The following is a 24,246-nucleotide window of genomic DNA, read 5'->3' as shown; positions in this document are numbered from 1 at the left end:
CATTCGCGTTGCCGAGCGCAGCTAAGAGATATTGGAAATTCCATGGACGTTGTCGTCGTCGAGTCGCCAGCCAAGGCGAAGACCATCAATAAATATCTCGGCAAGGACTATAAGGTTCTGGCCTCATACGGGCATGTCCGCGACTTGCCTCCCAAAGACGGCTCGGTTCTGCCGGATGAGGATTTCGCGATGAGCTGGCAGGTCGACACGGCCTCCAACAAGCGGCTCACCGAGATAGCAAAAGCCGTGAAGGATGCCGATCACCTGATTCTCGCGACCGACCCCGATCGCGAAGGCGAAGCGATCTCGTGGCATGTGCTCGACGTTCTCAACAAGAAGCGCGCCTTGAAAGACAAACCGGTCAGCCGCGTCGTCTTCAACGCGATTACCAAGAAGAGCGTTCTTGAGGCGATGGCCAACCCGCGACGGATCGATGACGATCTGGTCAACGCCTATCTGGCGCGCCGCGCACTCGACTATCTCTTCGGCTTCACTCTTTCACCCGTGCTGTGGCGCAAGCTGCCTGGCAGCCGTTCGGCCGGTCGTGTGCAGTCGGTCGCCTTGCGGCTCGTCTGTAACCGCGAAGCTGAAATCGAACGCTTCGTCCGCGAAGATTATTGGATGGTGGCCGGGACGTTCCTGACGCCTCGCGGCGACAGTTTCTCCGCTCGCCTCACGACGTTTGACGGCAAGCGGACCAACAAGCTCGACATCAAGGACGAAGACTACGCCAAGCGGATCGAGACGGTTCTCAACCAGTCTAGCTTCCGCATCGAAAGCGTCGAAGCGAAGCCCGGCAAACGCAATCCCGGACCTCCTTTCACGACGTCGAGTTTGCAGCAGGCGGCGTCGTCGCGCATGGGCTTCGGGGCATCCCGTACGATGCAAGTCGCGCAGCGCCTTTATGAAGGTGTCGACATTGGCGGCGAAACCGCCGGTCTCATCACGTATATGCGTACCGATGGCGTCCAGATGGCGCCGGAGGCCGTCAGCGCCGCCCGCTCTGCCATTGGAGCGGAGTTCGGCGATCGCTATGTGCCGGAGAAGCCGCGGCATTATTCGACAAAGGCAAAGAACGCTCAGGAAGCGCACGAAGCGATCCGTCCGACCGACTTCACCCGAACGCCCTCCAGCGTGAAGCGCTTTCTGGATCCCGATCAGTTCCGCCTTTACGACCTGATCTGGAAACGTGCCATCGCCAGCCAGATGGCGGCTGCCGATCTTGAGCGCACCACTGTCGAACTTATCGCCTCTGGCGGCGGAGCCCCGGCGACGCTCCGCGCCAATGGACAGGTTATTCGATTCGACGGCTTCCTCGCCGCTTACACCGACCAGCGGGACGAAGACGACAAGGACGACGAGAACGACGAACGCCGCCTGCCGGAGATCCGTGCGGACGAAGAGGCCAGGCGCGAAGCAATCGAAGTCACCAAGTCGACCACCGAGCCGCCACCCCGCTACTCGGAAGCCAGCCTGATCAAGAAAATGGAAGAGCTCGGCATCGGACGGCCATCGACCTATGCCGCGACTTTGCAGACCTTGCAGGACCGCAATTACGTTAAGGTGGAAAGTCGCAAGCTCGTTCCCGAATCCCGCGGCCGCATCGTCACGGCGTTTTTGGAGAACTTCTTCGACAAATATGTGGAATACGATTTCACCGCCGGGCTCGAAGAAGAGCTCGACCAAATATCGGATGGCAAGGCCGAGTGGAAGGACGTGCTCGCCCGGTTCTGGCGCGACTTCTCTGCGCATGTCGACGACACGAAGGAGCTGCGCGTCTCTGATGTTCTCGACCGGCTCAACGATGAACTGGCCGCTGTGGCTTTCCCTGATCGGGGGGACGGAACGAATCCGCGTTCCTGCCCGAAATGCGGGACAGGCGAATTGTCCCTCAAGCTCGGCAAGTTCGGCGCGTTTGTCGGCTGTTCCAACTATCCGGACTGCAACTTCACGCGTCAGCTCGATGGGCCGGCGGAAGGAGACGAGGCAGCTGCCGGGCTGGGAGACGGTCCGAAAAATCTCGGCACTGATCCCCATACGGGCGAAGAAATCACGCTGCGAAGCGGACGGTTTGGGCCGTATATCCAGCGTGGCGAAGGCAAGGAAGCCAAGAGGGGCTCCATCCCCAAGGGCTGGTCGGTCGACGATATCGATCACGAAAAGGCGCTCGCGCTGATCAACCTTCCTCGCGACGTTGGCCAGCATCCGGAAAGCGGCAAGATGATCTCGGCCGGTATCGGGCGCTATGGACCATTCCTCTTGCATGACGGAAAGTATGCCAATCTGGAGACCGTCGACGACGTCTTCTCCATCGGCATCAACCGCGCCGTAACCGTCATCGCCGAGAAGGCCAAAAATGGCGGGCGGGGCCGCGCCAAGGCAGCGGCGCTCAAGGAACTCGGCGATCATCCGGAGGGCGGGACGATAACCGTGCGTGACGGGCGCTACGGCCCTTATGTCAATTGGGGCAAGGTCAATGCGACCCTGCCGAAGGGCAAGGATCCGGCCGGCATCACGGTGGAAGAAGCACTTCAACTGATTGCGGCGAAGATCGAAAAGGGCGGCGGGAAGAAGAGCGCCGCCAAGAAAGCCCCGGCCAAGAAAAAGGCGACAGCGAAAAAGAAGGCGCCTGCCAAGAAGAAGACAGACACGAAGGCGAAAGAGGACTGATGGCGAAGCGAAAGGCCGATGGTCCGTCCTCGAAGCGGGTGCAGGCCGTCCCGGATCGCGATAGCATACTCGCTTACCTGAAAGATAATCCGCATGCGGCGAGCCGGCGCGAGATCGCCCGGCATTTCGGCATCAAGGGCGCGGAGCGCGCGGTGCTGCGCGACCTGCTGCAGGAAATGGCCGATGAGGGCCTGCTCGATGCTGAAGGGCGAAAGGTGCGGATTCCTGGCCAGCTACCGCCCGTTACGCCGATCGTCATCATGAGCAGGGATGCCGATGGCGGCCTGATGGCCCGTCCGAGAAACTGGGACCAGGAGGCCGATGGCTTCCCACCGGCGATTGCCGTCAAACTGCGTAAGGACGAACGCCGGGTGCCAGGGATCGGCGATGAGGCGCTGGCAAAGATATTTCCATCTAAAAACGACGATGGCGTCGCCTATACGGCGCGGATCATCAAGATATTCGACAAGTCGGAAGGTCGTGTTCTGGGCGTTGTCCGGCAGTTGAAGGATGGTTCATTCCGCTTGGAACCCGTGGAGCGCCGGCAGGATGAGCTGGTTCTTCCCGATGGTGGACTTGCTGGCGCAAAGCCGGGTGATCTGGTCGAAGTCTCGCCGAACCGGGGCAATCGGCGAGGCCTTGCAAGCGGATCGGTCGAAGAGGTGATCGGAGAGCTCGGCACCGAGCGGGCTGTCTCGGGCATTGCCATACACGCCCACGGCATTCCACATGTCTTTCCTGCCGAGGTGATCGCTGAATCGCAGAATGCGAAGCCGGTATCAGCCGAGGGCCGTGAGGATTGGCGCGACGTGCCGCTCATCACCATCGACCCGGCTGATGCGAAAGACCATGACGACGCGGTTTTTGCAGAACCGGATGCGGACGAGAAAAACCCGGGCGGGCAGATCGTGACCGTCGCCATCGCCGACGTCGCCGCTTATGTGCGGCCTGGCACGGCCATGGATCGCGAGGCGCTGAAACGCGGCAACTCGGTCTATTTCCCCGACCGCGTCGTCCCGATGTTGCCCGAGCGCATCTCGAACGATCTCTGCTCGCTTCAGGAAGGTGAAGACCGCCCTGCTCTCGCCGTGCGGATGGTGTTCGATTCCGGCGGCAAGAAGGTGCGGCACTCCTTCCATCGCGTTCTGATGCGTTCGCCTGCCAAGCTGGCCTACGAGGACGCGCAGACGGCCATCGACGGCGCACCGAACGACAAGACGCAGCCTCTTCTGGAAACGGTTCTGGAACCACTCTGGTCAGCCTATCGTGTCCTTTCGCAGGGACGCAGAAGCCGCGGGCCGCTGGAGCTCGATCTGCCGGAACGGAAGATCCGCCTGAAAGAGGATGGTACGATCGACCGGATCGAAGTGCCCCCTCGCCTCGACGCCCACCGGCTGATCGAGGAATTCATGATCCAGGCCAATGTTTGCGCCGCCGAAACGCTCGAGCGTAAGAAGCATCCGCTGATCTACCGGGTTCACGACGAACCCTCGCTCGCCAAGCAGGAAGTGCTGCGGGAATTTCTGAAGACGATCGGCCAGTCGCTCCAGCGCGGCCCCGCTCTCGACTCCAGCGCTTTCAACGGCATTCTGGAGCGGACCCGCGGTGGCCCCTATGAAGCCATGGCGTCGGAGATCGTTCTCAGGACCCAGAGCCAAGCCGTCTACAGCCCTTATAATCTCGGCCATTTCGGTCTTTCACTTTCGCGCTACGCACATTTCACCTCGCCGATCCGGCGCTATGCCGACCTGATCGTGCATCGCGCCCTGATCGCCGCTCTCGGCCTCGGCGATGACGGCCTTTCCGACGAGAAGCAGGAGCGGCTGGACGATATTGCCGCGCTCATCTCAGGGACGGAACGCCGAGCCATGATGGCAGAGCGGGAAACCGTCGACCGCCTGACGGCAGGCTTCCTTGCCGAACGTATCGGCGAAGGCTTCGATGGCCGCATCACGGGTGTCACGAAGAGCGGCCTTTTCGTCCAGCTCGACCAGTTCGGTGCTGATGGTTTCGTGCCGATTTCGTCGTTGGGCGACGAATACTATCATTACGACGAAGCGGCTTTCGCACTGAGCGGCGATAGCACAGGCCTCGGCTGGCGCATCGGGGATCCGGTCCAAGTCAAGCTTCTGGAGGTGCAGCCGCTAGCCGGTTCGATCCTTCTTGAGATGCAAACCGATCCGCACAAGCTGGATGGTGTCGGACGTTCGCGCAGCAAGGCGAAGGCCGGTCAGCGCCGTGCCCGGTCCGCGAATGCCAAGGGCAAGAACGGCCAGAAACGGGTTCGCAAGGGGCGGAGCGGAGGAAAGAGTCGATGAACGACGATATTTCGCAGTTTGGCGGAGAACGACACAGCGGACGTCCGGCGCGACCCGTCGGCCGCTCGGTGCTGCGCGGCTTCCTCATGCGCTGCCCCCGCTGCGGCGAAGGGAAACTGTTTGCCAGCTATGTCACGACGGTCGATCATTGCGCCGTCTGTGAGGAACCAATCTTCCACCATCGTGCAGACGATCTGCCGGCTTATCTCGTCGTGTTCGTCGTCGGGCACATCATTGTCGGCGCCTATATGGGAGCCGAGAAACTCGTCGACTGGTCGATGGTCACGCACATGGTCGTCTGGAGCATTCTGACGCTTATCTCGGTGATCGCGCTCCTACCGCCCACCAAGGGCGCCGTCGTCGGCCTGCAATGGGCTCTCTACATGCACGGTTTTGGCGATGACGCCGATGACATCGAAGACCATCCCTCCGATCCGCGAGGACGGTTATGAGTGATTTCGCCTCGCAATTGCCGAAGGGGGCCCCGGCCGACCCGCGCAGCACCGATCCGAAGGATGCGACGCAAGGCAAGGGCCGCGCTATTCGCCCTAGGGACGCCGGGACACTCCTTGTGCTCGACCGCTCGGCAAAGGATGTGCGGGTTCTCGTGGGAAAGCGCCACGGCAAACACGCTTTCATGGCCAATCGTTACGTCTTTCCGGGTGGCCGAACCGACCCTGGCGATTCCCGGGTTCCTCTCAGCGAAGGTCATGACCTTCGCGCCGACGATCTGAAAAAGCTGACGGCAGGCACCGTGAAGCGGTTCACCCCACGGCGTGCGACGGCGACTGCCCTCTCCGCAGTTCGGGAAACTTATGAAGAGGCCGGCCTGTTCATCGGAAAGCGCGCCTCAACCGAGCGTTTTCTGGCCGCCGGATGGGAAGCGTTCAGCGATCACGGTATCGTTCCTGACCTTTCCAAACTGCGCTTCATCGCGCGGGCGATCACACCTCCGGGCCGGGTACGACGTTTCGACACCCGCTTTTTTGCGTGCTGGCGCGACGAGGCCGTTGCCCATGAACTGCCGGAGGGCGGTCCAACCCAGGAACTTTCGGACCTGACCTGGCTCCCCATCGAAGAGGCGGTCGGAAGCGACAATCTTCCCGGCATCACGCGCATCATCGTAGCGCACCTGGTGGAGCGTCTGCAGACCGATTCCGATCTCCAAAGACTGGTGAGCGTGCCGATGCATTTCGAGCGCCGTGGAGACATGGTTCTGGAGCGACTGTAAGGGAACGCTTGACATTGGCGCTCTGATCCTTATTGCTCCGCGCACGATTGTCGCCGGGCGAGCAACGCGCCCTCTGGCGCGTTTGCAATTCTCGAACAAGTGGAAGACACGACCATGGCGAAGGCCACGACCATCAAAATCAAATTGCAGTCGACTGCAGACACGGGCTTCTTCTACGTCGCAAAGAAGAACAGCCGCACCATGACGGAAAAGATGGTGAAGCGGAAATACGATCCGGTTGCCAAGAAGCACGTCGAATTCCGCGAAGCCAAGATCAAGTAAGGTCTCAACCTTACACCATCGAATATCAGGCCGGGCTGCAAAGTCCGGCTTTTTTTTATTTCAAACAGTTGCAGAAAAACGTTCAAGCGGTGCGTGATAAAAAAGGGCCGGCCGGCGGGCATTCTCGGTACGAGGAAACCGATGTGAACGCCGCCGGCCGGCTGACCCCAAGAACCCAGGAGATGCGGCGGACCTGAGCATCATGGGGTATTCGCTCAAGGCAGTATGAGCGCTGCCTGTTTCGTAATAATACGATTCGTCAACTCGGTTCTGAAATCAACCGTTTCTTAACGATAAGAGCGCGGAATGCCGTTTCGTGGTTAATTCCGTGCGGCTGGCCTTTGCGAGATCAGGCCGCGGTCGCAATCACCTTGTTGCGTCCACCCTCTTTGGCCGCATATAGCGCGCGATCAGCAGCCTTGAGAAGCGAGCTCACCGTATCGTCCGGGCTATTCAATGAGGATACACCGATCGATACGGTGATATTGATGCTCGGTTTGCCCGCACCGAGATCGAAAGATGTCGTCTCGATCGCCATGCGCAGACGTTCAGCAACCTGCTGGGCCGCACCTGCATCGGTATCGGGCATGACGATAATGAACTCCTCGCCACCATACCGGCAGGCCAGATCCATTCCCCGCACATTGCGACGCAATCTCTGCGCGAACTCGCGCAGCACCACATCTCCGCCATCGTGGCCGTGGACATCGTTCACCTGCTTGAAGTGATCGAGATCGGTCATCATCACCGATAGGGTACTTTTACGCTTCAGGGCGCGGTCAAACAGCGCCTGAAGATGGTTTTCAAGATAACGGCGATTATGAAGACCCGTCAGCGGATCCGTTATCGCCATTTGAAGGGTTTCAGTGAGGCTGGCGCGCAATCCCTCATGAAACTGCTTACGCTTTATCTGCGTGGCGATACGGGCCTTGAGTTCCTGAGGCTCGACGGGACGCGTCACATAGTCGCTTACCCCAAGTTCCAGTCCGCGCATAACCATATCGGTTTCTTCCGGATTGGCGACGAGAAGAAGCGGGGTAAAACGCGTGCGCTCAAGCGAACGCAATTGCGCGACAATGCGCAAGGGATCGTAGTCTTTGAAGCCTGTCCCGACCATGACCAGTTCCGGGAGGGTTTCCACGGCCTCGAAGAAGCCGGCCTGCGGGTCCGGCTGGTGCTTGATCGTCGCCCAGCCTTCCAGCAATGCACAAATGTTGGCGGCAGACGAGTCCCGCTCATCGATCAGAAGGATCTTGCGCTCGTGAGTCGCCTTTTCGGGTCCGTCGAGGAGCGTGTTCATCGCAATCATTCGCGAGGTCGCGGCCCGCAATCTCAGTTCGTCCGAGAGATTTTTCAGCCGAACGAGACTTTTGACCCGCGTGAGAAGCTGCAGCGTATCAACGGGCTTGGTCAGGAAATCGTCCGCTCCGGCTTCAAGTCCTCTCACCCGATCACTCTGCTGATCGAGGGCTGTGACCATCACCACGGGGATATGAGCGGTCTCGGGATCGGATTTCAGGCGTCTGCAGACCTCATATCCATCCATCACCGGCATCATGATATCCAGCAGGACGACGTCGATAGCGCTCTCCGCACAGGCCTGCAGGGCCTGCGGCCCATTCTCCGCCGTGACGACGTCGAAATATTCGGCGTTGAGCCGGCTTTGGAGTAACAGCACATTGGCCGGAACATCGTCGACCACCAGAATTCGAGCTGTCATGAGATCTGCCCCGCTAGTCGGAAACGATAGACCATTTAGCCGTCACCCAGATAAGAGCGAATCGTTTCCATAAATGAACCGACAGCGATCGGTTTCGAAATGTAGGCTTCACAACCACCCTGGCGAATGCGCTCTTCGTCGCCCTTCATGGCAAATGCCGTGACCGCGATGACCGGTATGGTATGCAACTCGTCGTCCTGCTTGAGCCATTTCGTGACTTCGAGGCCCGAAAGCCCGGGGAGCTGAATGTCCATCAGTATCAAATCAGGACGGTGCTCGCGCGCCAGGTCCAGTGCATCCTGTCCATTCCTGGTACGAACGGTCTCGTAGCCCGATGCTTCGATCAGATCGCGAAAGAGCTTCATATTCAGCTCGTTATCCTCGACGATCATCACGGTTTTGGTCATGGCCGACCTTTCTCCACCGTCCCCTCAGCGGACGTTTTACAATTCCCAAAAGCTTATTTCCGCAAGAGAATAGAGCGATTTGATTGATGAAACGCAAACCTGCGGCTATCCCATCAACAACCGGAATGTCGGGAGCAGATTTTCCCGATCCGGTTCGGGGGTAAGGTTATGGGTGCAGACGAGCCAAACGAAGCCGAAGCGATCGCGATTGAGGCACTAGGCTTCATCGCTGGAGATTCGGATCTTCTGCCACGCTTCCTGTCACTGACCGGGATCACGATCGACCGTATCCGGACAGCAGCCGCCGAACCGGGTTTTCTGGGCGGGGTTCTGCAATTCATTCTGGCGCACGAACCGACATTGATGGCGTTTTGCGACCAATCGGGGATATCGCCGGAGCGGGTCGCCAAAGCGGCGCGACACCTGCCCGGCGGACAGGATGAATGGGACCGACAACCTTGAGCGACGATCCTCAGACACGGCGGCAGATCGAGGCCATAGCAAACGATCACCGCCCCCTTCTCGTTCTCGATGTCGATGAAGTCGTTCTCGAATTTCTAGGCCCGTTCATGCGCTGGCTTCAGTCGGAGGGCTACACGTTCCGCCCTCTGACATTTGCCCTGAACGGCAATATTTTCGATGCCAAGGGAGAGGTCGCCAGCAAGACAGAGGTCGAGGCGCTCGTCACCCGTTTCTTCGATATTCAGCATGAATGGCAGGTCCTGGCAGACGGTTTTCCGGAGGCGCTGGAGCCGCTCGCCGACAGCGCGCAGATCGTCCTGCTGACCGCCATGCCGCACCAGCATTTCGAAGCGCGCGAAGCTCTCCTGACGTCTCTCTCCGTTCTCTATCCTCTGGTCACGACCGAAAAGGCGAAGGGTCCGGCGGTCGCCCTGCTGCATGGCGGGCGTGACGCGCCCGTCGCCTTTATCGATGATATGGCCTATAATCTGATCTCAGTTGCCAAATCTCTGCCGGACGCAACGCTCATCCACCTCATGGCGCACAGGCAAATGCGCGAACTCATGCCCCCGCTCCCGCAAGGGATCGTTGCCGCGTCGGACTGGTCCAGCGCGGCCGAGGCGGCGCGCAAGGCGTTGGGTCTCTGATCGGCGAGACCGATTGCGTCTCACAGCATCACAGCGCTAATCTGAAGCCGGTATTCACAGGCGATCGCTGACGATAATGCTCGATATCTCTAAAGGGCTATGCCGCGATTGTCTTCGCACGCAGACATCTGAGACGCGCCGATGCCCGCACTGCGGGTCGCCCCGCCTACTGCGTCACCCCGAACTCGGCACGCTTAGTCTGGTCCACGTCGATTGCGATGCGTTCTACGCCTCGATCGAGAAGCGGGATCGGCCGGAGCTCGCCGGCGTGCCGGTCATTGTCGGCGGAGGCAAGCGCGGTGTGGTCACCACCGCTTGCTATCAGGCGCGTATCTCTGGTGTCCGTTCGGCCATGCCGATGTTCAAGGCCCTGAAACTCTGCCCCAACGCCACAGTCGTACGACCCGACATGGCAAAATATGCGGCTGTCGGTCGGGAGATTCGCGCCATGATGCGAGACCTGACGCCTCTTGTTCAGCCCGTCTCGATCGATGAGGCATTTCTCGATCTTGCCGGGACCGAACGGCTACACGGCGCGCCGCCGGCCTATGTGCTCGCCACATTCGCCAACCGCGTACAGGCCGATATCGGCATCACCGTTTCGGTCGGCCTGTCACACAATAAGTTTCTGGCCAAGATGGCCTCCGATCTGGACAAACCCCGTGGCTATTCGGTTATCGGCAGGAGCGAGACGCTGGAGTTTCTGGCCGGCCAATCGGTCGGTCGGCTACCGGGCGTAGGCCCCGCGTTCCAGGCGACCCTCCGGCGGGACGGTATCGAACATGTGCGCGATCTTCAGGCAGTGAGCGAAGAGACGCTTCTTCGCCGCTACGGCAGCGGAGGCGTTCGATTGAAAGCGCTTTCGCAAGGCCGCGATGACCGAAAGGTTGTGCCCGATACGCAGCGCAAAAGCCTCTCGTCCGAGACGACGTTCAATAGTGATATTTCGGCCCTCGAAGAACTCGTGCCGATCCTCCGCAGCCTGTCGGAGAAAATTGCGGCCAAGCTCAAAGAGGAAGCGCTGGCCGGCCAGACGGTCGTGCTCAAACTCAAAACCGCCGACTTTCGCGGCCGAACGCGCAATCGCACACTGGCCGATCCGACCCGCCGACCCGGACGAATCTTCGATACCGCGCTCGACATGCTTCGAAGGGAGGCGGACGGCACAGCCTTTCGTCTTATCGGCGTCGGGGTAGCGGAATTGATCAGCGACACTTATGCGGACCCACCCGATCTGGTCGATCCTCGCGCCGAACGCATCGCCCGAGCGGAAGAGACGATCGACACACTCCGACGGCGGTTCGGTGGAGCCGTGGTCGAGACCGGCTACACCTTCGGCCACAAAATCTCCCGAGGCGCCAATTTCGCCCCGAAAGAGGATGACGAGACCGGCGAGTAGGTAGAGCGGACCTAGGGACCTAGCTCCGCAGCACGGCGCGGACCGCCTCCAGAGCCTCTTCGGCCTTTCCGGCGTCCGGTCCACCCGCCTGTGCCATGTCAGCGCGGCCACCGCCGCCTTTTCCGCCAAGAGCCGCGGAAGCCTCGCGAACGAGAGAGACCGCGTCGACCCTCTCGGTGAGATCGGCTGTCACGCCAACGACCACCGATGCCTTGCCATCCTCGCCGCGGCCAACAAAGGTGACCACGCCTGAACCCAGAGATTGCTTGGCCTCATCGACGAGGGGTTTCAGATCCTTCGGAGAAACACCATCGAGTATGCGGCCAAGAAACGCCGTATCGCCGATCGTTTCCGTGCCGGCGTCCGAGGAGGTGGCCCCGCCGCCGCCGAGAGCGAGCTTGCGTCTCGCTTCGGTCAGTTCACGCTCCATCCTGCGCCGATCCTCAAGGATAGCGTTCAGACGCTCAAGAGCTTCCGAGGGAGATGTCTTCAAAGCCCCCGCAATCTGCCGCAAGCGGTGCTCCTGCTGTCGCAGATAGTCACGGGCCGCCTCGCCCGTCAGCGCTTCGATACGCCGGACGCCTGAGGAGACCGCACCTTCCGAAACGATGCGAACCAAGCCGATATCACCGGTCGCCTTTACATGCGTTCCGCCACAGAGCTCGACAGACCATGCCTTGCCCCCCTCTTCCGCAGGATCACCCATGGAAACGACGCGGACCTCATCGCCATATTTCTCGCCGAACAATGCCATTGCACCCGACTCTATCGCGTCATCAACAGCCATGAGACGGGTCGAAACCGAGCTGTTCTGGTCGACAACAGAATTGGCCACCTGCTCAATCGTGTGCAATTCGTCCTCATCGATCGGCTTCTGGTGAGAGAAGTCGAACCTGAGTCGATCGGGCGCCACCAGCGAGCCTTTCTGCGCGACATGGGTGCCCAATGTCTGACGCAGCGCTTCGTGCAACAGATGGGTCGCGGAGTGGTTTCGGCGGATTGCGGCGCGGCGCGCACCGTCCACCCTCAACTCCAGCGGCATGTCGGGCTTCAGAGCGCCCTCCTCCACCGTCACGGCGTGGACGAACAGCCCATCAGCATGCTTTTGCGTGTTGTTCACGCTGGCGCGCACGCCTTCGCCGGACACGCGGCCGGTATCGCCAACCTGGCCACCGGATTCTCCGTAAAAAGGGGTCTGATTGAGGATCAGAAAGCCGCTTTCGCCGGCAGACAGGCTTTCGACCTCCTGCCCGTCGCGGACAATCCTCAAGACAGCGCCTTCGGCCTGCTCGGTCTCATATCCAAGAAATTCCGTGGCACCCAGTTCGTCGCGAATGCGGAACCATATCTGATCGTCGGCAGCCTCACCCGAACCCGACCATGCCGCGCGCGCTTCCGCTTTCTGGCGCTCCATGGCTGCGTTGAAACCTTCGAGGTCGACGCCGACACCGCGCTGCCGAAGCGCGTCCTGCGTGAGATCGAGAGGGAAGCCATATGTGTCATACAGTTTGAAAGCCGTCTCTCCGGCAAGGACGTCACCGCTGCCGAGAGCAGCGCTTGCATCTTCCAGAAGACCGAGTCCGCGGCTCAAGGTCGTGCGAAAGCGTGTTTCCTCAAGCTTCAGCGTCTCCGAAATCAAGGCTTCAGCACGAACCAGCTCCGGGAAGGCCTGCCCCATTTCTCGGACAAGGGCCGGCACCAGACGGTGCATCAGAGGATCCTGCGCGCCGAGAAGCTGCGCGTGGCGCATGGCACGCCTCATGATCCGCCTCAGCACGTAGCCCCGCCCCTCATTGGAAGGCAGCACGCCATCGGCAACAAGAAAGGCCGAAGCCCGCAAATGGTCGGCAATGACCTTGTGGCTCGCCTTCTGGGGGCCATCCGGATCGACGCCCGTCAACTGTGCCGACGCACCGATGAGGGCGCGAAAGAGGTCGATCTCGTAATTGTCGTGAACGCCCTGCAGAACGGCCGAAATCCTCTCCAGCCCCATGCCGGTATCGATCGAGGGACGCGGCAGCGGAATGCGGTTTCCCGGTTCGATCTGGTCGAACTGCATGAAGACGAGATTCCAGATCTCGATGAAGCGATCGCCATCCTCGTCCGGGCTTCCGGGAGGACCGCCCGGAATGCCTTCGCCATGATCGAAGAATATCTCAGAGCACGGCCCACAGGGGCCGGTATCGCCCATCGACCAGAAATTGTCGGAGGTCGCGATGCGGATGATCCGATCATCGGAAAGACCGGCGATCTTCTTCCAGTGGCCGGCAGCTTCCTCGTCATCGTGGTAGATCGTGACCAGAAGACGATCCGCAGGCAAGCCATATTCCTTCGTGATCAGGGTCCAGGCCAGTTCGATGGCCCGCTCCTTGAAATAATCGCCAAAGGAAAAATTGCCGAGCATCTCGAAAAAGGTGTGGTGGCGTGCCGTATAGCCCACATTGTCGAGATCGTTGTGCTTGCCGCCTGCTCGTACGCATTTTTGCGACGAGGCCGCCGTTGAATAGGGACGCTGTTCGAGACCGGTGAAGACGTTCTTGAACGGCACCATACCGGCATTGACGAACATCAGGGTCGGATCATTGCGCGGAACGAGCGGTGCCGACACCACTTTCTGATGGCCATTCTTCTCGAAGAAATCCAGAAAGGTGGACCGGATTTCATTGACGCCGCTCATGCGATGCTATCCTCGGTTCTGGCGCCGGCGAGGCCGGCAGGATTATGGATTAGCGGCGTTCTAGACGGAGAGCCGGTGCCTGTCCACGGCGATCCGCATCCGCAGGCAAAGTGGGCGGCGAATCAATGGGTAAAACCGAAAAGGCCCGCTCATGAGAACGGGCCTTTCGTCAGCCATGGCGCTAAAGGCGAAGGGCCTCAGCTTTCGGAGGCTTCATCCAGATCGTCGCCGCCCTGATCGGCCAGAAGGCCGTCGGCAATCAGGCCCGCATTCTGGCGAAGCGCCATTTCGATCTCGTCGGCAATCTCCCGATTGGTCCGAAGGAACTCCTTGGCGTTCTCCCTTCCCTGTCCGAGACGCTGAGAGTTATACGAGAACCACGATCCGCTCTTCTCGACAATGCCGGCCTTGACCCCGAGATCGATCAACTCACCGGTCTTGGAGACTCCCTCGCCATACATGATGTCGAACTCGACCTGCTTGAACGGCGGGGCCATCTTGTTCTTGACCACCTTGATCCGCGTCTGGTTGCCGACAACCTCGTCACGATCCTTCACCGCACCAATGCGGCGAATGTCGAGACGGACCGACGAATAGAATTTGAGAGCATTGCCGCCCGTTGTCGTTTCGGGCGAGCCGAACATGACACCGATCTTCATGCGGATCTGGTTGATGAAGATCACCATGGTGTTGGAGCGCGAAATCGACGCTGTCAGCTTGCGAAGCGCCTGAGACATCAGACGCGCCTGCATGCCAGGCAGAGAATCGCCCATTTCACCTTCGATTTCGGCGCGCGGCGTGAGCGCGGCGACCGAATCGACCACCAGAACATCAATCGCCCCAGAGCGGACCAGCGTATCGGCAATCTCCAACGCCTGCTCGCCTGTATCGGGCTGAGAAATCAGCAGATCCTCAAGTGCCACACCAAGCTTGCGTGCATAAACCGGATCGAGCGCATGTTCCGCATCGACGAAGGCACAAATGCCCCCGCTCTTCTGGGCTTCGGCGATCGTCTGCAACGCCATCGTGGTCTTGCCCGAACTTTCTGGGCCATAAATCTCGATAATGCGGCCTTTTGGAAGCCCGCCAATACCAAGCGCAATGTCGAGGCTGAGCGAGCCGGTCGACACTGTCTCGATTTCAACCACCTGTTCATTCTGGCCGAGCCGCATGATGGAGCCCTTGCCGAATGAACGCTCGATTTGAGAAAGGGCCGCGTCCAGCGCCTTCGATTTGTCCACAGTCTTGTCCTCGACCAATCGCAACGAATTCTGCGCCATTTTAACACCCGTGCCCTTGCTTCGTTAGCCCGCCTATCAGGCTGTCCTATACTTATCTGTATCCTTTTTGTTCTCTTTTTTCAAGGTCATTAAGACACTGTTTTCGTAGGAGAATTATTTTTTGTTCTCCTGTCGTTCCAGCGTCAATCGTCTTTCTCGAGCATTTCCTTGACGGTTGCGGCGAGCTGCTTCAGCGAGAAGGGCTTGGCCAGGAATCCGAAAGCGGCGTCTTCGGGAAGGTTCTTGGCGAAGGCTTCTTCGGCGTAGCCGGAGACGAAGATGAACTTGACGGTGTCGTTGCGCTTGCGCAGTTCGCGCAACAGCGTCGGCCCGTCCATCTCCGGCATAACCACGTCGGACACCACGATATCGACCTGGCCGTCGAGTTCGTCGAAGATTTCAAGAGCCTCGACACCTGTTGAAGCCTCGTGGACATCGTAACCGCGGGTCGACAGAGCTCTCACATTACCGATGCGGACCGCGTCTTCGTCTTCCACAAGAAGGACTGTCGCGGTTCCTGTCAGATCTTCGCGCTGCGACTGCGCTTCGGCCTTGGCGGGTGCGGGCGTCTCGGCAGCGGTATGCGGCACATCGCTCTCGGCGATATCTGCGACGGCGGCCGGTACATAGCGCGGCAGGAAGATGCGGAATGTCGTGCCGTCTCCCTCTTCCGAATCGGCATAGATGAAGCCGCCCGACTGCTTGACGAAGCCGTAGACCATCGAAAGGCCGAGGCCCGTGCCCTTGCCGACCTCCTTGGTGGTGAAGAAGGGCTCGAAGATCTTCTTGATGACGTCGGGCGCAATCCCGGTGCCCGTATCCTGCACCTCGATCGCGACGTAGTCCGCAGGTTCCAGCTCGCGATAATCGAAGGCGCGGCTCTCCGGCTCGGAGATATTGCGCGTGCGGACCGTGACCGTGCCGCCCTCCGGCATGGCGTCGCGCGCATTGACGACCAGATTGACGATGACCTGCTCGAACTGTCCGAGATCGGCGAAGACGCGCCACAGATCGCGGCCATGCTCGACCTTCACGTTCACCTTCGTGCCGGCAAGGCGGGTCAGCAGCATACGCAGATCCGCCATGACGTCCGTCAGATCAAGAACCTCCGGCCGCAATGTCTGTCGGCGCGAGAAGGCCAGCAACTGCCGAACAAGCGAGGCAGCACGATTGGCATTCTGCTTGATGTTCATGATGTCCTGGAAGGACGGATCGGTTGGCCGATGGTCGATCAGCAGCAGATCGGTCGCCATGATGATGGCAGTTAGAACGTTGTTGAAGTCGTGGGCGATGCCGCCGGCAAGCTGGCCCACCGCCTGCATTTTCTGGCTCTGCAGCATCTGCTGCTCAAGAGCCTTCTGTTCCGTTGTCTCCACGGCGTAGACGATGGCAACTTCGCGCCGGGCCTCTTCCTCGCCCTCGGCTGTACCGGCATCAACCACCGCATGAATGTAACAGCGAAGCTGGCGATCGGACGCGTTCGGCATGGAGGCTTCGAGCGGCGCGATATCGGCCTGTCCTTCGCGGGCCAGTTCCAACGCCTTGCGGAAGGCCGGCACGTCATCGTCTGCAATGACCGTTTCGAACGAGACGTCCCGATCGAGCGCGGCCTGGTCGACAAGGCCTGCAAAGAGGCTGAGGAAAGGAGCATTGGTGCGGACGATGCGTCCCGAATCGTCAACCGATGCAATCGCCATCGGCGTCGAATTGAAGAATCGGGTAAAGCGCGCTTCCGCCGCGCCCGTGTTGGCCGTCACATCGTGTGCAAAGGTGCGGTTCAGCACAATGGTGCGTGCACTTGAGACCGAGCCGTCCCGGTTGGTGGTGACGCGATGCATCAACCGGACGGGCAAGGCTGCGCCGTCCACTGTGGCGAGATCCAGATCGAGGACGGCATCCCGCGTATTACCTGCCGGTGCGCGGACCGAGCGAATCTGCGCCATGCCGTCTCCGGCCACGATCGTCGCCAGAGAGACCTGGCCCGGCAGGAAGGTTCCGAGATCAAAGCCAAGCCATTCGGCGAGCGTGGCATTGACGTAAGTGAGTCGGCCGTCGGTATCTGTCGAAAAATAGCCCGCAGGCGCGTGGTCGAGATGATCGATCGCGTGCTGCAATTCCTGAAAGAAGCGTTCCTGTTCGGCCCGCTCGTCTGTGATATCCATCAACTGCCATGCGCTGGCAGGCTTGCGCTGACCCGGCACCTGGAAGGTTCGCGCCCGCAGCCGATACCAGTGCGGGACAGGTTCGGCACCCGCGGCGATGGCAGTAGCAAGGCGGAACTCCCCTTCCCCGGACTTGCCATCGGAAAGGACCTTCTCCAGACGAGCCACCGTGGGACCGGCATTGGGCTCGTCGCCAAGCAGCGCACGCGGCGTACGAATGTCCTTGGCGTCAACCGCCCCTGTCAGCGCGGCCCAAGCACGATTGGCATAGATGATCCGGCCCCTTCCATCGGCGACGATCAGCCCATGCTCCATCGTATCGACGAAGGCGCGGGACAGTTCGTCGCTGGCGGAACGCGGCGCAATCTTCACGATTCCGACCACGGTGGCAAAAAGATAGCCGACGCCGATCATCGCCAGAAGGCCGAGAAACGCCAGAAGAACCGGCTCCTCCAATTGTTCGCGGAAGAGAAAAAAGGCGACAGAGGCTGCGGTAAGCACCGCAGCGAAAATCAGCAGCCTTGCCACCGGGCCGGGCTGCATCGTCTCGTCGATCATGGGCGTTGGATAAAACCGCTCCGTTGCCGCTTGCTGCTTGGCCGTCACGCCGCCTTCCCCGCTTCGGCCATTCGGATCAAAACCGGATGGCGAATCCCGATCCATCCTCTTTGCCATAGCAAAGTCGCAGCGTCACGTGGCCTGACGACGTTGCGCACGGCGAAAGAGAAAAAGGGCATCGGTCATGGACCGACGCCCTCTTCGAAATCATAGAGACTTGGCATTTCAGCCGTCAGTCGTCCCGATAGACCTTCTCACGCCGTTCGTGGCGTTCCTGTGCCTCGATCGAGAGGGTTGCGATGGGTCGCGCATCCAGTCGCTTCAGAGAAATCGGTTCGCCGGTTTCTTCGCAGTAACCGTAGGTCCCCTCGTCGATCCGGCGCAGCGCCGAATCGATCTTGGCGATCAGCTTGCGCTGACGGTCACGCGCTCTCAATTCGATGGAACGGTCTGTTTCGGAAGACGCCCGATCGGCCAGGTCGGCATGGTTCGCGTTTTCCTGCTGCAAATTCTCGAGGGTCTCCCGAGCTTCTCGCAGTATATCGTTCTTCCAGTTCATGAGCTTGGCGCGAAAATAGATTTTCTGACGCTCATTCATGAACGGTTCTGTTTCGCTGGGCCGGTAATCGTTTGGAAGCGATTCCTTTTCCAGTGCATCAAGCATACGACTCTCCCCGCGTGTCGTTTCATGAAGCTAGACTGCCGTATACGAGAACCCAAGATTCGGCACAAGTGCGGTTTGCTAAAAGAAAGCCCCTCGACTTTTTCCTTCACCCGAAGACCGCCCATGGTCTGCTTGCGCAGAAAGGGGCGTTCCGCTTAGCTGGCAGTCCACTGATTTGGGGGCCGACGCTCGAATGAGCAGACTTTATCTCTTGCGCCATGCGGCTGCAGCCTGGCCGCAGCCGGGAATGAAAGATTTCGACAGACCCTTGGAGCCAGCCGGCGTCACCGATGCGCGCCGCGTCGGTAAAGCAATGAAGCAACGGCATTTTCTGCCCGACCGGACCCTGTGCTCCACGGCGGTGCGGGCAAGGCAGACCTGGGGCGAAATCTCGTCCGGGATCGAAGTCGAAACCGATAGCGCAACCTTTTCGGACGAACTCTACCACTCCGACATCGGCACCTATTCGGACCTCATCACGGAATCGGCGGGCGACGGTTCGCTGCTCGTCATCGGGCACAACCCCATGCTGGAGGATGTCGCTCTGGCCCTCTCCGGCGAAAGCGAGCCCGATGCGCGGCGGGCGCTCCGTGCCGGCTTTGCGGCCTGCGGTCTGGCCGTCATCGATTTTGACGGGCCGATCCACAGCGCGCGACCGGACAAGGGCTTCCTGAAACTGTTTCTTCGGCCGCAGGATCTCTGCGGATCGTAACGGCTCCGCTTCTCAAATTCCGACACCGCCCCTATGTAGGTCTCCAACGAATTTTCGGGTGAGAAGGACGATGTCTTGGCGCGAATGACAGGGATTGCCGACGAGGCGCTCATAGCGGTCGACACCGTGATGGATCGCATAAGCGGCCTTGCCGATCCCACACTCCGTCTCGGCGTGACGGGTCTATCGCGCTCGGGCAAGACCGTCTTCATCACTGCTCTCGTCCACAACCTCCTGCATGGCGGCCGCCTGCCACTCTTCGAGCCGCAGAAGTCCGGACGGCTCCGCCACGCCTATCTGGAACCGCAGCCGGATGATGCCGTCCCGCGTTTTCAGTATGAAGATCACGTCGCGGCCCTAATCAAGGACCGGGTCTGGCCGGAGTCGACCCGCGCTATTTCCGAAATGCGGCTGACCATCGATTACGACGCCGGCAGTTTCATGGGCCGCCTCTTTTCCGGAGGCCGCCTGGCGCTTGATATTGTCGACTATCCAGGGGAATGGCTGCTCGATCTGCCGCTCCTCAGCAAGGATTTCGAGGCTTTCAGCCGCGAAGCGATAGAGCTGGCAAGGCTGCCGATCCGCGCCAGGCTGGCCGAACCGTTTCTCTCTCGACTGCAGACGATTGATTCGCAGAAGGAAGCCTCCGAGAGCGAGGCCCGTGAGCTTGCTGCCCTGTTTACGGATTATCTGAGGGCCTGCCGCACCGACGAACTGGCGCTTTCCACCCTGCCCCCGGGTCGCTTCCTGATGCCGGGAGACCTGGAGGGATCGCCGGCCCTGACCTTTGCGCCTCTTCTACCGGCAGAAACCGGGGGGGGCCGCAATTCGCTGAGAGCGATGATGGAGCGGCGCTACGAGGCGTACAAAACGCATGTGGTGCGCCCATTTTTCCGCGAACATATTACCCGGCTCGACCGGCAGATCGTTCTAATCGACGCCATGCAGGCCATGAATGCCGGCGCGGACGCCGTTGCCGATCTGGAACGCGCGCTGACAGGCATTCTCGAATGCTTCCGCCAGGGTCGCTTCAACGCCGTGACCGGCCTGTTTTCACGAAAGATCGACCGGTTGTTGATCGCCGCGACAAAAGCCGATCACATCCATCATGAGAGCCATGAAAGGCTGGAAGCGATCGTACGCCGCCTGGTCGACAAGGCGTCCGAGCGGGCGCGCTACCACGGGGCGGATGTGGGCACGCTCGCCATGGCTGCGGTCCGCGCCACGCGCGAGGGGCTTGTCGAACAGTCCGGTCAGTCGCTCCCTGTTATCTCCGGTGTTCCGATCGCCGGTGAAACGATTGGCGGCGAAATCTTCGATGGCCAGACCCGAACCGCCATCTTTCCCGGGGACCTGCCAGCCGATCCCAATTCGATCTTTCAAAAGGGTCAGGACGGAGAACCGGCTCATCCGATCCGCTTCGTCCGCTTTCGGCCACCAATGCTGGAAAAGACAGCCGGCGGCGCAGCCTTGTCTCTCCCCCATATTCGCCTCGATCGCGCATTGCAGTTCCTGATCGGAGACCGGCTGGTATGACCGACACACCCCGCGCGCCCCAGAGTTTCAGCTTGCCGGAAGATGAGCCGAAACCGCGATCGCCAGAGCCGGCAGTCGCGCGCTCGCCCGCCGCCTTTCGCGAGATGGAGCACGTCAGCTTCACGCCCGAAACTGACGATCCCTTTCTTGGAGAAGCTGGTGGTATGCCGCCATCGCTTCCACCTCGAAAGCGGCGTCTGATGACCCTTCCGCGCCTTTTCTTCGGCGCGCTCGGTCTCCTCATTTCCTTAGCCATCGGCCTTTGGATCGATGATCTCATCCGTGATCTCTTCACGCGGTCGGACTGGCTCGGCTGGACCGCTGCTGCTCTGGCCGCGCTGGCGCTTCTTGCTCTTGTCGCGGGCGTTGCACGCGAGTTGTGGGCGTTGCGGCGTCTCGGCTCGGTCGAGCGCCTTCATGCGCGGGGTGTCGAACAGATCGCACACCCGACGCGGGACGGCACGCGCGCTCTGGTCGGCGATATCTCTCGCACCCTCGCCGATCGCCCGGAATCCAAGGCCGGCCGCGCGGAAATGGCGCGACTGATGGACGATGTCATCGATCCACCGGACCTTTTGAAACTTGCCGAACGGGAAATGCTGGCACCGCTAGACGACAAGGCGATTCCTATGATTCTCGATTCGGCCAAAAGGGTCAGTGTCGTTACCGCCGTTTCGCCGCGCGCCATCGTGGATCTCGCTTATGTGCTGTTCGAATCGGGCCGCCTGATCCGCCGAATCGCGGAGCTCTACGGCGCCCGCCCCGGAACGCTTGGCTTTATTCGGCTGGCTCGAGATGTGCTCGCCCACCTCGCCGTCACCGGTTCAATTGCGGTTGGCGACAGCCTTGTGCAGCAGGTGGTTGGCCATGGACTTGCCGCGCGCCTGTCCGCAAGGCTTGGCGAAGGCGTGGTCAATGGCTTGATGACGGTGCGGATCGGAATTGCCGCGCTGGATACCGTGCGGCCGCTGCCCTTCAACGCCAGGAGAAGGCCTGCAATGAGCGATTTTCTCGGCGAACTCGCGAAGCTGGGCAAGGCAGAAAAAGGGGAGCAGGATCCGCTCCGCTCATGATTGATTAACCGCTTTCGGTAACACTCGCCTCACCCTGTTCTCTTGTGTGAGCGTTGTCCCTCATGTTCCGCCCAGCCCTAATTGCCGCAAGTCTCGTCGCGTTTTTCACCAGCTCTGCGATAGCCGGGCCACCGCGTGAAGACCGCACCTTCTTCCGGTCGGTTGAAGGCGAATGGGCGGGTGCTGGCGAGATCGTTGCCGGCAAATACAAGGGCACCAAGTTCAACTGCAAACTGAGCGGCGCCGAAAGCGACGGCAAGAATGTCATGGCGATCGGCGGCACATGCCGCGTCGGGATTTTCTCGCAGAAGATGGAAGCCAAGATTCACTGGGCGGAAGGCGGCTATCGCGGCGCATTTCTGGACGGCGCCCTCGGCAAGGGACTCGATGTCGTCGGTGGGAATATCGGCGGCGGTCGCGCGATCTTTTCGCTCAAGCGCAACGATTTGAATGGCGCCATGCTGGCCCGCATGACAGCGCACGACAAGATGAACATCACGATCTCGGTGCGCGTCGGTGAAGGGATGGTGCCGGTCATCGGCCTTGGCCTGACCCGGGTCGATGCCGTGGCGACCAGCTCCATACGCTAGGCTATCCGGGGCGCCACCACTCCCCGGGCGCCGCGATTTTCTCCAGCCCGCTGGGGTCGGCCGCCTCTGCAAGGGAGCGTATGGTGTCTTCACGATAGCACCAGTCCGGCGCGATCTCTGCCAGCGGCAGCAACACGAAGGCCCGCTCGGCTAAGCGGGGATGGGGAAGAACAAGCCCCTCTTCGTCGATTGAATGCGCGCCGAAAAAAAGCAGATCGAGGTCGATATTGCGCGGGCCCCAGCGTTTCTTGCGAACGCGGCCTTGAGCTAACTCGGCCTCTAGAAGCCTCTGCAGAAGCGATTGCGCAGAGAGCATTGTTTTCCCTCTCACGCAGGCATTCAGATAATCCGGCTGATCGGCAACGCCCCATGGCGGCGTGCGCCAAAGTGACGAGACGGCCGTTACCTCAAAAGATTCTTCCGCCGCCAGCCTTTCAAGAGCGTGGATAAAGGCCGATTGCGGATCGCCGAGATTGCCACCGAGCCCGATCAGGGCCTCGGTCGCCTCACTGAGGCCAGGCAACCTTCACCTCCACGAAATCCAGAACGCCACGGACGGGCGCGTTCGGCTTGCGAATAGTGACCTCCGCCCCGATCACCGCATCAAAGCGTTCGACAAGGGTTTTCGCCGCGGTCAAAGCGATCGACTCGATCAGGTAACGCCGCTCCCCGAGCACCACTTGTGCGATGAGGTCATAGGCCTCTCCGTAATCGACCGTGCCCGATAGCGAATCGGTCTCCAGCGCGTCGCCGACCTCCAGTTGCAGAACAACATCGACATAGAAGCGCTGGCCGAGAACCTCTTCCTCCTGGAAGACCCCGTGGCGGGCAAAAAAGCCGCAATTTTCCATGCGGATCGCATAACGCATCAGGCGTCTCCCGACAGATCGAACAAGGCTGGCTGACGAACCGCGTCGCAGACCGCAAGGCCGTCGACATGGCTCGCCACATCGTGCACGCGGAATATCGCCGCACCGGCCTGGCGCAGCATAACATGAGAAGCAAGTGTGGCGGCATCGCGCCGCTCTGCGTCCTTCCCCGTAATGCGACCGAGAAAGCGCTTTCTCGAAGTGCCGACCAGCATGGGGAAGCCAAACTCGTGAAGACGGGAAAACCCGGAAAGAAGCGCCAGATTTTCCGCCGGCGTCTTGGCGAATCCGAAACCGGGATCAAGCACGATTCTATCTTCTGCCACGCCCCACCGGCGGGCCAGTCGAAGCGTCTCGCCCAAAAAGAGCCGCTGATCGACGAAAGGATCGGATAGCCGCTCACGGCCGCGCCCCGTATGCATCGCGACCAAGCCCGATCCCGTCTCGGCCACCACGCGCGCCATATCAGCATCGCGCTGCAAACCATGGACATCGTTGACGATATGAGCCCCGGCCCTGATGGCCAGTCGGGCTGTTTCCGCGCGCCAGGTATCGACGGAAAGAATGAGTTCAGGCCTCTTCGCAAGCGCTTCGATCACCGGGATGATGCGAGCCTGCTCTTCAGCGGCATCGACAGGGTCGGCATCGGGCCGGGTCGATTCTCCGCCAATATCGATAATGGCGGCCCCATCGGCGGCCATCGCGGCAGCGTGCTCCAGCGCGGCGTCCAGATGGGAAAAGCGCCCGCCATCCGAAAAACTGTCTGGCGTGGCGTTGAGAATGCCCATGACGATGGCGCGCGGACCGATTTTCAGGGTGCGGCCGTGCGCAAGGCGCCAGCGTCTCTGCTCGAAAGGGTCGATGCAATGCTGAGAAGACTGTTTCATCACGGCGCTTGTCTCACCCGACCGGATTGTGTTGTGCCGACCGGCCTTGCCACATCGTAGCGCAAGAAAAAAGGAGGGCCGCCAAACAGCCCTCCTCTTCCG

At 60.5% G+C, this 24,246-nt stretch carries 21 protein-coding genes; 12 read left to right on the top strand and 9 right to left on the bottom strand.

The window, feature by feature from the left end; all coding sequences use genetic code 11:
* Positions 1-42: 42 nt before the first annotated feature.
* From topA to rpmG, 5 genes are all read left to right on the top strand, one after another.
* Positions 43-2,670 (top strand): type I DNA topoisomerase, encoded by a 2,628-nt coding sequence (topA, locus tag D8780_RS05340; protein WP_121644679.1) that lies wholly within the window; start codon positions 43-45, stop codon positions 2,668-2,670.
* Entirely contained in the window at positions 2,670-4,988 is a 2,319-nt protein-coding gene (gene rnr / locus D8780_RS05335) for a ribonuclease R (RefSeq protein WP_121644678.1), read from the top strand. The genes topA and rnr overlap by 1 nt, the downstream gene beginning before the upstream one ends.
* Positions 4,985-5,440: a DUF983 domain-containing protein gene (locus tag D8780_RS05330; protein ID WP_121644677.1), complete on the top strand. Its 456-nt coding sequence runs from the start codon at positions 4,985-4,987 to the stop codon at positions 5,438-5,440. The genes rnr and D8780_RS05330 overlap by 4 nt, the downstream gene beginning before the upstream one ends.
* Positions 5,437-6,219: an NUDIX hydrolase gene (locus D8780_RS05325; RefSeq protein ID WP_121644676.1), complete on the top strand. Its 783-nt coding sequence runs from the start codon at positions 5,437-5,439 to the stop codon at positions 6,217-6,219. The genes D8780_RS05330 and D8780_RS05325 overlap by 4 nt, the downstream gene beginning before the upstream one ends.
* A gap of 114 nt (positions 6,220-6,333) precedes the next feature.
* Complete coding sequence (gene rpmG, locus D8780_RS05320) at positions 6,334-6,501, top strand: 50S ribosomal protein L33 (RefSeq protein WP_094078020.1); 168 nt, start codon at positions 6,334-6,336, stop codon at positions 6,499-6,501.
* 349 nt (positions 6,502-6,850) lie between these two features.
* Here the strand turns inward: rpmG and D8780_RS05315 are convergent, their stop codons facing one another.
* Together D8780_RS05315 and D8780_RS05310 are read right to left on the bottom strand one after the other, a co-directional pair.
* Complete coding sequence (locus tag D8780_RS05315; RefSeq protein WP_121644675.1) at positions 6,851-8,221, bottom strand: PleD family two-component system response regulator; 1,371 nt, start codon at positions 8,219-8,221, stop codon at positions 6,851-6,853.
* Between the two features lie 35 nt (positions 8,222-8,256).
* Positions 8,257-8,628 carry a response regulator gene (locus D8780_RS05310; protein ID WP_121644674.1) on the bottom strand — a complete coding sequence of 124 codons (372 nt, stop codon included), beginning with the start codon at positions 8,626-8,628 and terminating at the stop codon, positions 8,257-8,259.
* Positions 8,629-8,796: 168 nt separating this feature from the next.
* Here D8780_RS05310 and D8780_RS05305 point away from each other — a divergent pair, with 168 nt between their 5' ends.
* The 3 genes from D8780_RS05305 to D8780_RS05295 all read left to right on the top strand — a co-directional run bounded on the left by D8780_RS05305 (position 8,797) and on the right by D8780_RS05295 (position 11,136).
* On the top strand, positions 8,797-9,090 hold the full coding sequence (locus tag D8780_RS05305; protein ID WP_121644673.1) for a DUF3572 domain-containing protein: 294 nt from the start codon (positions 8,797-8,799) through the stop codon (positions 9,088-9,090).
* Positions 9,072-9,737, top strand: a complete 666-nt coding sequence (locus tag D8780_RS05300; protein WP_245412271.1) for a hypothetical protein — start codon at positions 9,072-9,074, stop codon at positions 9,735-9,737. The genes D8780_RS05305 and D8780_RS05300 overlap by 19 nt, the downstream gene beginning before the upstream one ends.
* Positions 9,738-9,813: 76 nt before the next feature.
* Positions 9,814-11,136, top strand: a complete 1,323-nt coding sequence (locus tag D8780_RS05295; RefSeq protein ID WP_121644672.1) for a DNA polymerase IV — start codon at positions 9,814-9,816, stop codon at positions 11,134-11,136.
* Positions 11,137-11,155: 19 nt separating this feature from the next.
* Here D8780_RS05295 and alaS read toward each other — a convergent pair whose 3' ends face one another.
* The 4 genes from alaS to dksA all read right to left on the bottom strand — a co-directional run bounded on the left by alaS (position 11,156) and on the right by dksA (position 18,477).
* Positions 11,156-13,813, bottom strand: a complete 2,658-nt coding sequence (gene alaS, locus D8780_RS05290) for an alanine--tRNA ligase (protein ID WP_121644671.1) — start codon at positions 13,811-13,813, stop codon at positions 11,156-11,158.
* 197 nt (positions 13,814-14,010) lie between these two features.
* Positions 14,011-15,093, bottom strand: coding sequence for a recombinase RecA (gene recA, locus D8780_RS05285; protein WP_121644670.1), 1,083 nt, complete (start codon positions 15,091-15,093; stop codon positions 14,011-14,013).
* A gap of 143 nt (positions 15,094-15,236) precedes the next feature.
* Positions 15,237-17,918: a cell cycle histidine kinase CckA gene (gene cckA / locus D8780_RS05280; protein WP_121644669.1), complete on the bottom strand. Its 2,682-nt coding sequence runs from the start codon at positions 17,916-17,918 to the stop codon at positions 15,237-15,239.
* A gap of 127 nt (positions 17,919-18,045) precedes the next feature.
* Positions 18,046-18,477, bottom strand: a complete 432-nt coding sequence (gene dksA, locus D8780_RS05275; RefSeq protein WP_121644668.1) for an RNA polymerase-binding protein DksA — start codon at positions 18,475-18,477, stop codon at positions 18,046-18,048.
* Between the two features lie 193 nt (positions 18,478-18,670).
* On the opposite strand from dksA, the gene D8780_RS05270 reads away from it, so the two are divergent.
* The 4 genes from D8780_RS05270 to D8780_RS05255 all read left to right on the top strand — a co-directional run bounded on the left by D8780_RS05270 (position 18,671) and on the right by D8780_RS05255 (position 22,388).
* The gene (locus D8780_RS05270) at positions 18,671-19,189 is read left to right on the top strand and encodes a SixA phosphatase family protein (protein ID WP_121644667.1); all 519 of its coding nucleotides are present in this window, start codon (positions 18,671-18,673) and stop codon (positions 19,187-19,189) included.
* 75 nt (positions 19,190-19,264) lie between these two features.
* Entirely contained in the window at positions 19,265-20,725 is a 1,461-nt protein-coding gene (locus D8780_RS05265) for a YcjX family GTP-binding protein (protein WP_121644666.1), read from the top strand.
* Positions 20,722-21,798 carry a YcjF family protein gene (locus tag D8780_RS05260; RefSeq protein WP_121644665.1) on the top strand — a complete coding sequence of 359 codons (1,077 nt, stop codon included), beginning with the start codon at positions 20,722-20,724 and terminating at the stop codon, positions 21,796-21,798. Before D8780_RS05265 ends, D8780_RS05260 begins: the two co-directional genes overlap by 4 nt.
* Before the next feature lie 62 nt (positions 21,799-21,860).
* Positions 21,861-22,388 carry a hypothetical protein gene (locus tag D8780_RS05255; protein WP_245412270.1) on the top strand — a complete coding sequence of 176 codons (528 nt, stop codon included), beginning with the start codon at positions 21,861-21,863 and terminating at the stop codon, positions 22,386-22,388.
* 1 nt (position 22,389) lies between these two features.
* Here the strand turns inward: D8780_RS05255 and folK are convergent, their stop codons facing one another.
* The 3 genes from folK to folP are packed head-to-tail and all read right to left on the bottom strand — an operon-like array spanning position 22,390 to position 24,144.
* Positions 22,390-22,911 (bottom strand): 2-amino-4-hydroxy-6-hydroxymethyldihydropteridine diphosphokinase, encoded by a 522-nt coding sequence (folK, locus tag D8780_RS05250; protein WP_245412269.1) that lies wholly within the window; start codon positions 22,909-22,911, stop codon positions 22,390-22,392.
* On the bottom strand, positions 22,895-23,257 hold the full coding sequence (gene folB, locus D8780_RS05245) for a dihydroneopterin aldolase (protein WP_121644664.1): 363 nt from the start codon (positions 23,255-23,257) through the stop codon (positions 22,895-22,897). Before folB ends, folK begins: the two co-directional genes overlap by 17 nt.
* The gene (gene folP / locus D8780_RS05240) at positions 23,257-24,144 is read right to left on the bottom strand and encodes a dihydropteroate synthase (protein ID WP_121644663.1); all 888 of its coding nucleotides are present in this window, start codon (positions 24,142-24,144) and stop codon (positions 23,257-23,259) included. The genes folB and folP overlap by 1 nt, the downstream gene beginning before the upstream one ends.
* Positions 24,145-24,246 lie beyond the last annotated feature (102 nt).

Source organism: Notoacmeibacter ruber (assembly GCF_003668555.1).
GTDB lineage: Bacteria > Pseudomonadota > Alphaproteobacteria > Rhizobiales > Rhizobiaceae > Notoacmeibacter > Notoacmeibacter ruber.
Note: the sequence above shows the minus strand (reverse complement) of the source record. Positions and strands in the feature narration are given on the sequence as shown.

Coding starts and splice junctions, on each gene's coding strand:
- D8780_RS05255 (WP_245412270.1), top strand. CDS start 21,861: ATGTTCCGCCCAGCCCTAATTGCCGCAAGTCTCGTCGCGTTTTTCACC.
- D8780_RS05315 (WP_121644675.1), bottom strand. CDS start 8,221: ATGACAGCTCGAATTCTGGTGGTCGACGATGTTCCGGCCAATGTGCTG.
- D8780_RS05270 (WP_121644667.1), top strand. CDS start 18,671: ATGAGCAGACTTTATCTCTTGCGCCATGCGGCTGCAGCCTGGCCGCAG.
- rpmG (WP_094078020.1), top strand. CDS start 6,334: ATGGCGAAGGCCACGACCATCAAAATCAAATTGCAGTCGACTGCAGAC.
- D8780_RS05295 (WP_121644672.1), top strand. CDS start 9,814: ATGCTCGATATCTCTAAAGGGCTATGCCGCGATTGTCTTCGCACGCAG.
- folP (WP_121644663.1), bottom strand. CDS start 24,144: ATGAAACAGTCTTCTCAGCATTGCATCGACCCTTTCGAGCAGAGACGC.
- recA (WP_121644670.1), bottom strand. CDS start 15,093: ATGGCGCAGAATTCGTTGCGATTGGTCGAGGACAAGACTGTGGACAAA.
- topA (WP_121644679.1), top strand. CDS start 43: ATGGACGTTGTCGTCGTCGAGTCGCCAGCCAAGGCGAAGACCATCAAT.
- D8780_RS05260 (WP_121644665.1), top strand. CDS start 20,722: ATGACCGACACACCCCGCGCGCCCCAGAGTTTCAGCTTGCCGGAAGAT.
- rnr (WP_121644678.1), top strand. CDS start 2,670: ATGGCGAAGCGAAAGGCCGATGGTCCGTCCTCGAAGCGGGTGCAGGCC.
- cckA (WP_121644669.1), bottom strand. CDS start 17,918: ATGGATCGGGATTCGCCATCCGGTTTTGATCCGAATGGCCGAAGCGGG.
- alaS (WP_121644671.1), bottom strand. CDS start 13,813: ATGAGCGGCGTCAATGAAATCCGGTCCACCTTTCTGGATTTCTTCGAG.
- D8780_RS05325 (WP_121644676.1), top strand. CDS start 5,437: ATGAGTGATTTCGCCTCGCAATTGCCGAAGGGGGCCCCGGCCGACCCG.
- D8780_RS05305 (WP_121644673.1), top strand. CDS start 8,797: ATGGGTGCAGACGAGCCAAACGAAGCCGAAGCGATCGCGATTGAGGCA.
- folB (WP_121644664.1), bottom strand. CDS start 23,257: ATGCGTTATGCGATCCGCATGGAAAATTGCGGCTTTTTTGCCCGCCAC.
- D8780_RS05310 (WP_121644674.1), bottom strand. CDS start 8,628: ATGACCAAAACCGTGATGATCGTCGAGGATAACGAGCTGAATATGAAG.
- D8780_RS05330 (WP_121644677.1), top strand. CDS start 4,985: ATGAACGACGATATTTCGCAGTTTGGCGGAGAACGACACAGCGGACGT.
- D8780_RS05300 (WP_245412271.1), top strand. CDS start 9,072: ATGGGACCGACAACCTTGAGCGACGATCCTCAGACACGGCGGCAGATC.
- dksA (WP_121644668.1), bottom strand. CDS start 18,477: ATGCTTGATGCACTGGAAAAGGAATCGCTTCCAAACGATTACCGGCCC.